The organism is Pseudoalteromonas sp. BDTF-M6, assembly GCF_018334135.1.
GTDB lineage: Bacteria > Pseudomonadota > Gammaproteobacteria > Enterobacterales > Alteromonadaceae > Pseudoalteromonas.
Genome location: NZ_JAGXTQ010000003.1, coordinates 382,262 through 395,790, shown reverse-complemented (window position 1 = coordinate 395,790; position 13,529 = coordinate 382,262). Strand labels below are relative to the sequence as shown.

11 protein-coding genes are annotated in these 13,529 nt (G+C 50.4%); 4 read left to right on the top strand and 7 right to left on the bottom strand.

Annotation, left to right across the window (positions count from 1 at the left end):
* Positions 1 to 247 precede the first annotated feature (247 nt).
* Positions 248 to 1,264, top strand: a complete 1,017-nt coding sequence (locus KD147_RS09020; RefSeq protein ID WP_212547590.1) for a zinc-binding dehydrogenase — start codon at positions 248 to 250, stop codon at positions 1,262 to 1,264.
* A gap of 88 nt (positions 1,265 to 1,352) precedes the next feature.
* On the opposite strand, the gene KD147_RS09015 is transcribed toward KD147_RS09020, so the two are convergent.
* Positions 1,353 to 1,892 (bottom strand): acyloxyacyl hydrolase, encoded by a 540-nt coding sequence (locus KD147_RS09015; RefSeq protein WP_212547589.1) that lies wholly within the window; start codon positions 1,890 to 1,892, stop codon positions 1,353 to 1,355.
* A 233-nt stretch (positions 1,893 to 2,125) separates the two neighbouring features.
* Here KD147_RS09015 and KD147_RS09010 point away from each other — a divergent pair, with 233 nt between their 5' ends.
* Complete coding sequence (locus tag KD147_RS09010; protein ID WP_212547588.1) at positions 2,126 to 2,737, top strand: MlaC/ttg2D family ABC transporter substrate-binding protein; 612 nt, start codon at positions 2,126 to 2,128, stop codon at positions 2,735 to 2,737.
* A 228-nt stretch (positions 2,738 to 2,965) separates the two neighbouring features.
* Here KD147_RS09010 and KD147_RS09005 read toward each other — a convergent pair whose 3' ends face one another.
* From KD147_RS09005 to KD147_RS08995, 3 genes are all read right to left on the bottom strand, one after another.
* Complete coding sequence (locus tag KD147_RS09005; protein WP_212547587.1) at positions 2,966 to 4,192, bottom strand: threonine/serine exporter family protein; 1,227 nt, start codon at positions 4,190 to 4,192, stop codon at positions 2,966 to 2,968.
* Positions 4,193 to 4,273: 81 nt separating this feature from the next.
* Complete coding sequence (locus KD147_RS09000; RefSeq protein WP_212547586.1) at positions 4,274 to 5,503, bottom strand: glycosyltransferase; 1,230 nt, start codon at positions 5,501 to 5,503, stop codon at positions 4,274 to 4,276.
* Positions 5,500 to 6,540 (bottom strand): LacI family DNA-binding transcriptional regulator, encoded by a 1,041-nt coding sequence (locus KD147_RS08995; RefSeq protein WP_212547585.1) that lies wholly within the window; start codon positions 6,538 to 6,540, stop codon positions 5,500 to 5,502. Before KD147_RS08995 ends, KD147_RS09000 begins: the two co-directional genes overlap by 4 nt.
* An 80-nt stretch (positions 6,541 to 6,620) precedes the next feature.
* Between KD147_RS08995 and KD147_RS08990 the strand changes: the two genes are divergently transcribed.
* Positions 6,621 to 7,313 (top strand): SDR family oxidoreductase, encoded by a 693-nt coding sequence (locus KD147_RS08990; RefSeq protein WP_212547584.1) that lies wholly within the window; start codon positions 6,621 to 6,623, stop codon positions 7,311 to 7,313.
* A gap of 131 nt (positions 7,314 to 7,444) precedes the next feature.
* Positions 7,445 to 9,904 carry a S9 family peptidase gene (locus tag KD147_RS08985; RefSeq protein ID WP_212547583.1) on the top strand — a complete coding sequence of 820 codons (2,460 nt, stop codon included), beginning with the start codon at positions 7,445 to 7,447 and terminating at the stop codon, positions 9,902 to 9,904.
* 65 nt (positions 9,905 to 9,969) lie between these two features.
* Here KD147_RS08985 and KD147_RS08980 read toward each other — a convergent pair whose 3' ends face one another.
* The 3 genes from KD147_RS08980 to KD147_RS08970 all read right to left on the bottom strand — a co-directional run bounded on the left by KD147_RS08980 (position 9,970) and on the right by KD147_RS08970 (position 13,512).
* Entirely contained in the window at positions 9,970 to 10,392 is a 423-nt protein-coding gene (locus tag KD147_RS08980) for a GNAT family N-acetyltransferase (protein ID WP_349304683.1), read from the bottom strand.
* 20 nt (positions 10,393 to 10,412) lie between these two features.
* Positions 10,413 to 12,032 carry a sensor histidine kinase gene (locus KD147_RS08975; protein ID WP_212547582.1) on the bottom strand — a complete coding sequence of 540 codons (1,620 nt, stop codon included), beginning with the start codon at positions 12,030 to 12,032 and terminating at the stop codon, positions 10,413 to 10,415.
* A gap of 268 nt (positions 12,033 to 12,300) precedes the next feature.
* Positions 12,301 to 13,512 (bottom strand): M24 family metallopeptidase, encoded by a 1,212-nt coding sequence (locus tag KD147_RS08970; protein WP_212547581.1) that lies wholly within the window; start codon positions 13,510 to 13,512, stop codon positions 12,301 to 12,303.
* Positions 13,513 to 13,529: the final 17 nt, after the last annotated feature.

The following is a 13,529-nucleotide window of genomic DNA, read 5'->3' as shown; positions in this document are numbered from 1 at the left end:
ACAGCGCTGGATAAATGATGTGATAACAAGGCGGAGTTTTTCTTATGTAGTATTCTCCATAGAAAAATTCCAACGCCGTTAGTATGATATGTAGCCCGCTAGAATGATTAGCTATTTAAGTGAATTGGTATAAGGTTGTATCTTGGTGTCTATTTACTCAGTATTGAGCACAGCAATTGACGCCAGCAGCGATAATTACACTTGCCGTAAGGCGGCGATATGAATTCTCAATGATAGGAATTAGGTTATGCCCGGCCCCACAAATACCATGCAGGCGCTTGTTTTAAATGAGCCTTCTCCGTCTTTGACGTTACAGGTCCAGGAGCTGCCAGTACCGCACATTGGTGCCAATGAAGTGCTGGTGGAAGTCGAGTATGTGGGCCTTAATCATATTGATGCGCGACTGGGGGCGGAGGGTTTTTGTCGTTGGCAATATCCTCATGTGCTGGGCCTAGACGCCGTAGGCACGGTCGTTGAGGCGCCGGTAGGGGTGTTCCCCAAGCGCGGAACTCGGGTGATATTTACCACCAGTTTGGCCGAGCAGGGGGTGCTAAAGCGCTATACCAAGGTGGCCAACTATGCCGTGGCCGAAGTACCCGCGTCCATTCCCAGTGCTGTGGCCGCCACCTTGCCCAACGCCGGGATGACGGCGCTGGCGGCTCTGGACAAAATCCAGCTGCAGGCGGGGGAGAGTATCTATATCAATTCCGGCTGTGGGGCGGTGGCCCATTTTGCCATTCAATATGCGCGAAAGCGCGGGGCCAAGGTGTTTGTCAGTGCCCCGCAAAGCGAGCATGAGCGCATTAAAGCCTTGGGCGCCGATGTTTTGTTTGCCAGCGAAGGAGAGCGGCTAGTGCAGGATATTAAGCACGAACTCGGCCCTGACGGTTTCGATACCATACTCAACAGCTGCGGTGGTGAGACCTTTGTTGCCGATTTGGCGCATCTGCGCTTCGGTGGCCGTATTGCCTGCCTCAATGGTTTTGCCCAGATCCCCCAGGAGCTGCTATTTAGCCGGGCACCCATTATCGCCGCCGTGTCTTTGGGTGGAGCCTGGTTGGCAAACAGCCTGTGTGCGCAGCAAAAATTGAGCTTTATGGGACAGCAGTTATTGCAGGACGTAGGCGCCGGTCATATTCAGCCCCCCGCCCATCGCACCCTGGCCTTTGAGGTAGAGCAGGTCAGCGAGGCCTTGCGCCAGCTCTATCAACAGGGGGCCAGTGTACGTCCGGTAGTCGCCGTGAAATCAGGCGCCTTGCCATAACCTTAACCAAGAGCGTTACCCTTAATGCTGGATAGAGCTTTACGCTAACAAGGTGAAATGTTTCAATCAGTTAGCGTGACTTGATTCACTAAAAGGAGCGCGAATAGGACAAGGAAATAAAATCCAACCCCGGGTTAGGGCTTTCAAAACCGGCATTGGAATAATGCAGGTAGCGCAGTCCGAATTCGGCATTTCCCAGCTTATATACTACGCCAATTCTGTCTTCAAATTGATAGTGGGTGCTTACGTCCTTACCTGCAAACTGAGTGTCATCCAAAAGCGAAAAGCCGATACCAAATTCAAACAGCAGCGGGTGGCCCCGATATTGCGTGATCGGGTATTGAAATACCGGAGTCAGTGCCACAACAAAGTTGTGATCATAGTCATTGTTGTCGCCATAGCGCCAAAAGTTCACACTGCTTTCAAAAAACATTTCGACGTTATTGAAGCGCTCCGGCAGGTAGTCGCTGAGATAATACTGATAGCCTAACTTAATCCCTTGTACATCCCCTTCACCCTGAATGTAATGCAGAGTATAACCCTGTCGCGGCGCTTCCTGAGCCTGAGCGGCTGCCAGGGGAACCAGGCTTAAGGCGCCCGTCAAGGTGACTAATATTAGTGATTTCATACGCTTAACCTCACAACAAAAAGGGCGCGTACTATTTATTTTGTGAGGGCTTAGATCAATGCACAAAAATGCACAGGGGTGGTGCAAACACGGCAACAATAAACTAACTATATGAATAATAAGAATAAAGTTATATGTGCATAAATGGAATCAATAATGTGCGTATTTGTTGCTTATAATTCAAAATCCAATCCGCTACTATGGCCGCCAATTCGATGTGAGGAGAGTGGCCAATGCGAGCACCCAAGCTGTTTTTACTATTTATTACCACCGCCATGCTGACGCTGTCGGCCGGCAAGGCTCAGGCCGCAACTGCCGAAGAGCCGTACACCATGCTTAAGCAGGTTGGCGAGCAGCTATTTGTTGATATCGGTAATATCGATGCCGATGAACAACAGAAAAAGGCGCAACTACGCACCCTGGTAAAGGCGCAGCTAATTCCGCACATCGACACCAAATTCGTGTCGTTTAAGCTCCTTGGCAAGCATGTTCGCGAGATCAATAAGCAACAGGCGCTCACCTTTATCGATGCCATCGAGTCATACCTGACCAATACCTATGCCAATGCGTTGATGAGCTATAAGGGTCAGGAAGTACATTTTATTAAGCCTAATGCGGCGCCAAGCAATGGTTATACGGCGGTGAAAACCGAAATCGTCGAAGCGGGCAAGCCGACCATAGATATCGTCTTTAAATTGCGTCAAGACAAGGCCGGCAGCTGGCGCGTTTATGACCTGGTAGCCGAGGGTATCTCGCTACTCGATGCCAAGCAGAAAGAAATTATCGCCCGCATCACCGAGGTGGGTATCGACCAGGTTAATCAAGAGTTGTTAGCGAAGGGTTAATGGAGAGTTTTGTTCCTGCAGTGTTTTGGGGAAGCTTGTAGCCTTTTACCCATGAGGCTCTCTACCTGGGGCTATCCCAGGAGTTCCCCCTTTTTTTTCTCTGCTTGAACGCGTTTGTACAGATTGCTAGTACGTTGTTGTTATTGTTGTGACAACACTTTTTGGGGTGAACTTATAGCCTTTTCCCTGTGGCTTCCTATCAATAAGTTCACCCTTTTTTTTACCTGCTTATAAGCTCTTCTTCGGTGGCAGCACCACATTTGCAAAAATAAGCCCAGCCACAAGTGACATAAAGATCAAAAAGGTTTGTTGGCCGATGTGGTCGGCATAGACAAAGTCTTGCCCTTCAATCAAAGAGTTAAGTCCGATGTAGGTTTTTGATCCCGGCACCAGAACGATCAGGCCCTGCATGGCAACGATGGAGGCCGGAGCATTGGCGATGCGGTTAAAGAGGTTACTAAAAATTCCCACCGCCAGGGCGCCGACAAAGGTACCCAGGGTGTAATCCAGGTAGGCGGCGGAGCCGATGCTGGCACCATAGGCAATAAAACCGGCGGCCAGCGACCAAAGCGCATGCTTGGTTTTGGTTCTAAAAATCACCACCAAAGACATACATAGCAGCAAAATAGCGAGCCAGGCGGTCCATTTAGGCAAGGGCTCTGGCGTCACAAAGTCCGCTTGTCCAAAGAGAGCAAAGCCAATTCCTATGCCGATAAAGGCACCGAAATAGAGCTTAAACAGCAGCATAAAGGAGTCCATCACTCGCGCCGTGCCGGATACCAGATGTCGTGCCGCCAGCTCGGCAAGACCGAGCGCCAAGGCCAGACCGGGGATAAAGACAATGATACTGGAGAGCACCACCAGACGAATATTTATCTGGGCGTCCAAATAAACGCTAATGGCACAGGCTAAAATGGCCGAAACCACGGCAACCAGGGGCTCGAGCATGTGTGCAACACGGCGAGAATAGCTCGACCAGAGCACGAACAAATACACCACTAGGGTGAGCAGGCCGGAATAAAAGACATCATTCCAGCTGGTACCCATCAACATGGCGAAGGCGCCGCCAGAGAAGGCAAAGGCTCCGGCGGTGACCAACTTGTTGTACGGTGGCGGCATTACGGCGATTTCATCAAGGCGTTTATCCGCCTCGTTAATGGTTAATTCGCCCTTTAGCAGCGAATTAACCACCTCGTCGGTGTTGGCTAACGAGCCCAGATCGTGCTCGCCCGGGTCAACACGAGCCACGTGGGTGTACTCGTTTTCATGACCCTCGGTCCAGATCACAAAGGTCACCGAGGTGGGGGACATTACGAAAGAAGACTTCAGCTCCAGGTAGGTCGCAACCTCCATCAGGTGCGCCTCGAGTCGATAGGCCGGGGTACCGTATTTGTGCAGCATCTTGCCGAGCTTAACGATAAATTTACGTTTTTCTTTAAAGAGAGCGTCTTCCACGCAGCGGTCCTCGGTTGTCGATCATAATGCATAGCGCGTGCGCATTTTATTGATCTAAGGTTACCTGTCTACTGATTTCTATCAAGATTTTATTGAATTTTTTGCTTCAATCCACTGTGCCATGTATTGGGTACTGCGCATGGTGTGGTGTTTTAGCATTTGCCCGGTGAAGTTGGCTTGCCGGTGCTGCATCAGGTTTTGCTGTAACTCCTTGATGCGTGCCAACAAGTCAGACGACAAGACTTGGCTGTCGTAGATCTGGTTGAGTATTTGCTGGCCGTGGCCCTGGGCGGTAATAAATTCGTCTTCATTCTCATGTAAGCGCACCGCGGCATCGGCAAATTGCTGAGGGTCGTTGTGCACAGCTCCGTTCCACGGCAAGTCTAAATGCATACCTTCGGCGCCAATGCGGGTGGTTACCGAAGGCGTGGCGGTGATCATGGCTTCCAACAATTTCCCCTTAATGCCGGCGCCAAAGCGCAATGGCGCCAAACACACGCGTGCCGAGCTCATTACTTTCAGGGCGTCATCGGCCCAGCCTTTAATCAAAAAGCCGGTTTTTGGGTTATGCAAGGCGGTGGCCTTAGGTGGCGGGTAAGAGCCGTAAATATGCAGCTCTGCCTTGGGCAGTTGCTTGCGGATCAATGGCCAAATCTGTTGTAAATACAGCACCGCATCCCAGTTGGGTGCATGCCTGAAGTTACCAATGGTCATAAAATGTTGGCGCTGGGCAAAGGTTGGTGTGTCGCTGGGCAGGGCGGTTAAATCCACCATAAAGGGCAGGTGATGCAGCAGTGCGCAGTCAACCTTAAATACCTGGTTGAGCAACTGCATCTCATAGCTGGAGATGATCAAGCTGAGATCGCAGCGCAAAATCGCGGCGATTTCGCGCTTGGCCAAATCCGTGTGTAGGTCGCTAGTCGTAAATTCCTTGCCCGCTTTATGGGCCTCATGGCGAGCACCGCGCAAACACTGCAGGTCTTCGGTATCGAGGATTTTCAGGGCATCAGGTGCATACTTATCAACCCGCCAGCCAAATTGCTCTTCCATCATAAAGCGATCGAACATCACAATATCCGGATTTAATTCGCTGAGGTAGGCGTCAAAGCTGCTGCAGTTGAGGGCAATATCCGCGCTGCTGATCCCATATTCTGCCAAGTCTTCCATATGCTCTGTGCGCTGCGCCGGTGAGGCGAACTCTACCTGCCAACCTTGATTACGAAACAGTTTGAGTAGCGACATCATATGGCTGCCGGCCGCCGACGAATTGGGCTCTGGCCACACATAGCCAATCACTAATACTTGGGTCATAAACAAGACGCTCGTTTAATAAGGGTTACATCGATAAGGGTGCGACGGGGCACGTTTTGATCATTGAGTAACGCGGTTAAAATGCTTAGGCTGTGCTCGGCGAGATCGTCGCTGCGATAGGCCACCGAGCTGAGCGGACAAGGCAAAAAAGCGGAGTCGGGCAGATCGCCAAAACCCACGACCTTAAGCTCTTTGCCAGCACATAGGCCATGGCTTGGCAGGGCATCGAGCACGCCATAGGCGAGTTGGTCGCTAGCACATAAAAGTCCCACGGGCGCAGCCCCGTCATCGGCACGCACTGTGGCGAGCACCTTGGCCAGTGCTGGGTCATTCAAGGCCTGCTGACCGGCCAGACGGGTATTGTCACAGGGGATGTATTGGCTGCTCGGGGTATCTGGGTGCAAATGTACCGCCTGCTCAAACCCTTCTTTAAAATGTGCATAATTGCTCAAAGAGGAGCCGCCCACCAAGGCCAGTGAGTGACAGCCCTGCTCCAGTAATGCCTGGGTCGCCAAAAACGCCCCGCGCTGAGTATCGGCCAATACACAAGGGGCCTCGCTAAAGGGCACTTCACGGAGCACATTAATGATCACCATGCCGCTATTGTTAAGTGCGTTTTGCCAATTAACATCCGTGCCCGTGGCCGGACACAAAATCACCGCGGTCACATTGGATTCCTTGAGACGTTCCATCAACCGTTGCTGGGTGTCGAGCTCATCATTACTGCTAAGCAGCATGGGCACAAAGCCGCGCTCCAGCACGCCTTGTTGCAGCGTCGTTGCAAGCTCTGTGAATTTGGGGTTATCCAAGGTTGGCAGCATAATTGCCACCAGGCCCGAGCGTTTTGAGCGCAGCGCAGCGGCATCTCGGTTATACACATATCCCAATTCGGCCATCGCCTGGCGCACCTTTTCCTTGGTTTTAATGCTGACCTTGTCCGGTTGCGTTAGCACCAGGGACACGGTGGATTTAGACACCCCGGCGTGCTCGGCAACTTGGATAATGGTGACTTTGGGATGAGGTGGTGTGCTGTTCATGGCATTATAAGGCGCTGATTAAGCTCTACATGGTAGCAGATTCTGCGCTTTAGCGTCAGTACAAATACAGGAGTTAACCCATGAAAACCGTCCTTATTACCGGTGCCAATCGCGGCATAGGTTTAGCCCTTGCTGAACTCTATGTGGCGCAAGGCTGGCAGGTACTTGCCTGTTGCCGAAAGCCCGAGGAAGCCATGCAATTGCAAGCGCTTGCCCAGCAAGATAACGCGCTGAGCGTGCACCGACTCGATATCACCGACTTTGAGCAAATAGACAAACTCGCCGAGCAGATTAACGACCAGGCCATCGATGTGTTACTCAGTAATGCGGGTATGTATGGTCCCAAGGGGTACGGCCTGGATGACATCGACTTTGCCCAGTGGCAGCAGGTTATGAGCACTAATGTGCTGGCAGTAGCCAAGTTGGCGCAGGCCTTTTTACCACACCTCTTAAAAGCCTCGACCCCGGTTTTTGCCGCGTTATCATCCAAGGTCGGCAGTCATACGGAGAACACCAAGGGCGGCGGATATATCTATCGTAGCTCCAAGGCTGCACTCAATTCGGTAGTGAAAAGTTTGAGCAATGATCTGCTAAGCCGGGGGATCAAAACCGTCTCCTTGCACCCGGGGTGGGTGAAAACCGAGATGGGGGGTCCTAACGCGCTGATCGATGCGGCCACCTCGGCCAAGGGGCTGAAACAGGTAATCGATGCGCTCAGCCCTGAGCAAAGCGGCGGCTTCTACACCTATTTGGGTGAACGCATTCCCTGGTAATTGTGAACAAAACTAACAAGTTAACCCTATTTAGTTGCTTGGTTTTTATACCGAGGTAGACTGTACCCAAGAGCCTGTTTATTTAGATAAATAGGCCCTGGAGGATAATAATCACAACAAAAGGGTTTTCTATGAAACAACACCTCATCGCCTCAGTGCTCCTTGGGGCATTGGGCCTGGGATGTGCGTCGACGGCATTTGCTCAGCAAGAGGCGCCGGCCGGGGCACAAAATGACGTTGGCTATCAAGTGCCATCGAAAGAGCTGGCGCAGGTCGTCGATGCCAAGTTGGCACCGCATTCCATGTTATCACCGGACGGCCAATGGCTGGCATTACTTGAACGCCGCCGCGTTGAGAGCTTACAGGAGCTGGCCAAGCCAGAGCTGAAACTGGCCGGTATTAAGCTCAATCCAGATAATTTTTCTCGCTCGCGAGTGCGCAACAAGTACACGGCGCTGACGTTTAAATCCCTCGAGGGTGATATTAGCCTGGACGTAAGCGGTCTGGATGAGGGCATTATGCGCTCGCCACAGTGGTCCAGCGACAGCCGCTATCTGAGCTTTGTCTATGAAACGCCAGCATCGGCCACCTTGTGGGTGTACGACATAAGTACGCGTACCCTGAAACAGCTGAGTGAATACGCACTCAACTCTGTGGTTACCGCCACCCCTTATCAATGGATGCCCGATGCCAGTGGGTTAATCATTAACCATGCGGTGAACCTGGGTAAGGCCCAGCCACAAGACGATGCCAGCACGGTCGTACCTGTGATCCAACAAACCACGGGTGAAAAGGCGCCGGCCCGTACCTATCAGAATCTATTGACCAGTCCCCACGACGAAGCGCTGTTTTCCTTCTATGGTCAGGGTCAGTTGATGCGTGTGAGTTTGGATGGCGAGGCCAAAGCCATAGGTAAGGCCAAGCTATTTAGTAATTTCAGTATCTCACCCGATAGCAACAATATTCTTGTGGCGACCTTGGATCAGCCCTTCTCTTATCAGGTGCCGTATTTCCGTTTTGCCACTACCTGGTCTGTGTGGGGAATGAGTGGCTACGAGCTAACAGAGCTGGTTAAACAGCCGTTGGCCGACAACATTCCCCAGGGTTTTGATAGTGTGCGCACCGGCCCTCGCGACTTTGAGTGGCGCAGCGATAAAGGTGCAACGCTGATCTGGGCCGAAGCCCAAGATGGCGGCGATATGAAAAAAGATGTGCCGCATCACGACCATATTTACACCCTGAGCGCGCCGTTTAAACGTAAGCCTAAGTTATTTGCAAAAACAGAGCGTCGTTTTGCCGGGGTGACCTGGGGCAATGAGAATCTAGCGATGCTTTCCGAGTGGCGCTTTAGCGACCGTCAGGTGCGCAGCTGGATTATCGCGCCTAACGATGCCAGTGCTTCACCTGTGCTCTTCTCCGAGCGCAGTTATAACGATGCCTATAAAGATCCGGGCGACCCCATTTACACCCACAATGATTTGGGGGCGCGCGTAATGCAGGTCGTGGGTGACCGCTATATTTACCTGCGCGGCGATGGTGCCTCGGAGCAGGGTAATATCCCGTTTTTAGACCGTTACGATGTTAAAACCAATAGCACCGAGCGCCTGTGGCGCAGCGAGGCGCCTTACTATGAGCGCGTTGTTGACTTGCTAGACGAAGAGGGTGAGCGCTTTATTACCGTGCGTGAGTCTAAAACCGAACAACCCAATTTGTTCGTGCGCGATTTGGATGACGATTCCCTGACGCAACTGACTCAGTTCCCTCATCCTTATCCGGCCTTTAAGGGCATTCAAAAAGAGCAGTTACGCTATAAACGTGACGATGGTGTTGAGTTGTCCGGTACCCTGTATTTGCCAGCCGGTTATGAGCCGTCACAAGGCCCAATCCCCGTGCTGATGTGGGCCTACCCACTGGAGTACAAGGACAAAAATGTGGCCTCGCAAGTGCGTGAATCGCCTTATGAATTTACCTATATAGGTTATTGGGGCCCCATGCCTTATTTGGCCAAGGGCATTGCCGTGTTCGACGACCCGAAAATGCCCATAGTTGGGGTAGATGGCAAGGAGCCGAACGACACCTTCCGCAAGCAGCTGGTAGCCAGTGCTCAGGCGGCGGTGGATGTGCTGGTTGAAAAAGGCGTGGCGGATAAAGATAAGATAGCCATTGCCGGTCATTCCTACGGTGCCTTTATGGTGGCCAATCTGCTGGCACACAGCGACCTGTTTAAAGCCGGTATTGCCCGCAGCGGCGCCTACAACCGTACCTTGACGCCATTTGGTTTCCAGGGTGAAGAGCGTAACTTCTGGGAAGGTCAGGCGGTGTACGCCAATATGTCACCGTTTTTCCATGCGGAAAAGATTAACGAACCCATGCTGATGATCCACGGCAAGGAAGACCCTAACAGCGGCACCTTCCCGATGCAAAGTGAACGCATGTATGCGGCAATGAAAGGTCTGGGTAAAGACGCCCGTCTGGTGATGCTACCCTACGAAGCACACGGCTACCGTGCCCGCAAGAGCTTGCTGCATGTTTTATGGGAGCAAGAGCAGTGGCTGGATAAGTATCTGCTCAGCGAAGATAGCGCCGAGTAAACTGCATTTAAAAGTAAAACCCACGCATATGCGTGGGTTTTTTATGGGGGAGGCTAAGCCTTTTGCTAGCTGTAGATATTGGGTTGCCAAATTTGCATTAGTATTTCCGGGTTCTCTATCCCTTTGAAACCATATTGAGCATATAAACTATGGGCATCTCTTGTGGCCAACACCATACGCCTTAACCCCTGTAGATCCGGGTGAGAAACAATCGACTCTACAAGCCATTTGCTCAGCCCCTTGCCGCGATGCGCTTCGACAACAAATACATCGGCCAGGTAAGCAAATGTCGCTCTGTCCGTGATTAAACGGGCGAAGCCCACTTGTATGCCGCCATTTTCAAACACGCCAAAGCAAAAAGAATTATCAATTGCTTTACGCAAGGTTGCTCTTGGAATGCCCATGGCCCAATAACTTTGAGAAATGAATTGATAGATAACCTCGAAATCCAGGTCTTCATGTTTGGTACTGATTCGATATCCTTTCACTGAACCTTCCTCGCTTGTTACTAGCCATTCTCCTTGGCTGTAGATTGCCTGAAGCCATCAAGTGGCATGGTGATAGCAAAGCATGCGCCTCCTTCACTGTGCGACTTATATTCCAGCGTTCCGCAAAAATATTGACTAATAATTTCATGTGCTAAACACAAGCCCAGCTCCGTAACTGTTGCATCGCGGTTACCGACAACAAGGGTATCGAACAGGTTGCCTTTTATAGCATCAGGAATACCACAGCCGTTGTCGCAAACCCTTATTGTTAGCTCTTGATTAGTTAAACTGGCTTGAATGTGTAATTTATATTGGGTGGATGGATGCTCAAAGGCATGGTTAAAAGAATTTTCTATCAAGATAGCCAGAGGCAGATGCAGTAAAAATCGAGGTGCTTCAATTTGAATGTGTTCATCGACATCGATGTCTAACTCTACATCCATCCCTTTGTTATCCGCGTCTTCAACACAGGCGCGTATTTCATCTGCAAGCACGAGCATTTGTGCTTTTTCGTCAAATCCATACTGAGTAATCACTTTTAGTTTGGTCATTATATTGCTGATGCGACTGGCGCTGTTACCGACTAAATTCGCACAATTTTCTATGCTTTCAATTGATTCAAGTAAGGATGTTTTGGCTAATTTATTCTCGTTAACACAGGCTTTGACTTCTTCAAGGGCAAGAAGCTGACTACTTGATGCGGTCACGGCAATGCCAACTGGCGTGTTTATCTCATGCGCTAGCCCTGGAATAAGGCGCATCAAGGTTGCCGACTTCTCGGCGTTAACCAACCTGGCTTGCACCTGCTCAAGATCGGATACTGCGGCACAGAGCGCGTTATTTTTTGATACGAGCTCGTTGGTTTGATTTTTTACTTCAGAATTCAAAAAGGAAATAATGTTTTTGCGTATGCGTGAACGGGCGTTGTAGAAGAAAATGAGGACGCAAAGTAGGGATAAAAAGCAAACCACAGCAGCGAAATAATAGACGTTGAGTTTCATCGTAGAGTAAGCGATAAACTCGTCCAGCTTTTGTTCTCGAATAGATAAAAATTCGTTGATATGGCTCATTATGCGTACCTTACTTTGCAGATAGGCTTCGCTATATAAGATTGTTAACGCTTCTTGATTTTTACCTTGGCGCACTAAATCAAAGGCTTGGTTTTCTAATAGCACCAAAGATTCACTTTGCTCATAGGCACGCGTCAGGGCTGTTAACTCTTGCTCGGACGCGCCATTTTTTTTGAGTAGGTCGAGCAGTGATTTAGGTTCGCCACTGGGGAAGGGAGGTGACCCATCGAGCACCATAAGCATGTCCCAGTACACCCTGTTGAGGTGTTTAGGCCTGGGGCTCTCGCCGGAGCGAATACTCAGAATTTGTTCAAAAAACTGTTTAAACTTGGGATTCGATGTAGCAGCATAGGCTCTTGCCATCATGGTGAGTTGATCTGAACTCAAGCGTAGTTCTTGAGAGAGCCGTACTAGGTTAAAGTTTTGCTCCAAGCCTTTTTGTTGCTCACTCTTACTGACAAAGGCTAGAACCACAAACACTAATGCGGCTATAAATAAGGTTAAACACAGTCCGATAATATATTCGAAGTATTTGAAGCTAAGAAACTTTTGATATTGCTTTTCATTCATTGGCCAATTCAGCTCGTAACTAATATAAAGCTCAACCCTTGGTTCTTAGTATAGGTGAAGTTTTTTTGGCCCTGCGTGTTCTTCTTATTGGGGTGTGAGATTTATGCAGGCGAACTGCTATTTTCCAGCTAATTATTCAGACCTTGATAGCGGCCAGAAAGCAAACCAAAGTAGGTCTATAAACTCCCTGATTTATATCTAAAAGGTAGTGAGTTAGTGGTGAAAATGCAGCACCAAAAAAGTGCTGCATATGTGTTCGGTTTTATATTTAAAGCCCAAACGGGTTATCGATACTGTGCGCTGGCTCGGTAAACCACACCGGACCTTTTTCCGTGGTATAGAAGTGATCTTCCAAACGCACACCAAATTCGCCCGGGATCACCAGCATGGGCTCATTGGAGAAACACATCCCCGGCGCCAGCACCTGCGGGTTGTTTTTAACCAAATAGGGCCATTCGTGAATATCCATGCCAATGCCGTGGCCGGTGCGGTGCGGGCAGCCCGGTAGTTGATAATCTGGTCCCAGCTTTTGCTCTGCTAGATAACTGCGTGCGGCGAAATCTACATCACCACAGGTGTTACCCACTTGTGCCGCTGCAAAGGCTTTTAATTGGGCGTTTTTCTCAAATTCCCAGAACATACGCTGGCGCTCGGTGGCCTCGCCAAACACATAGGTGCGGGTGATATCGCTTAAGTAACCCTTGAGCTGACAACCGGTATCGATCAGCACCATGTCACCTTTTTTCAGGGTTTGCGGGTCTTTCACGCCATGGGGGAAGCTGGTGGCCTGGCCGAACAGCACGATGCAAAAATAGTTACCGGCCACGGCGCCTACTTTTTTGTGTGCCGCATTGATAAAGGCTTCTACTTCGCGGGTGGTGATGCCTTCATGAAGAATCGAGGCCGCCGCTTTGTGTACTTCCAAGGTCATGTCCATGGCACGCTGGATCAGCGCCAGCTCATTGCTTGATTTGTGCATGCGACAATGGGCTGTTACCTGACCGCCGTTAACCAAGGTGTAATTAGGGGCCGCTTTTTTAATGCCATCGGCAATAAAGAATTGCGCGCTTTCATCAATGGCCAGTGTAGCAGTGTTGCCATAACCCAGTTGTGTCATCACCTCGCGCACCAGTTCATAGGGGTTTTCTTCTTCCTGCCAGGCATGAATTGGCGCATCAATCACCTGGTAATCGCGCAATGAGCCAATTTCAAAAAACGGTGCCACAAAGGCGATGTCACCTTGTGCGGGCAGAAGTGCACCGACTAAGCGCTCACTGGCATACCATTTTAAGCCGGTGAAATAGGTCATATTGGTGCCAGCATTAAGGTAGACGGCATCGATGTGATTTGCCTGCATGTAGGCCTGTGCCTTGGCGATGCGCGCACGGTATTCCGCCTCTTCAATGGGCTTAATATCCGTGGTCATGTCGCTCAGTTGCGCCAGTGCTTGTTCTTGTGTTTGATAGCCAATGCCTTTCATTGCGCCTAGCTCCTTAC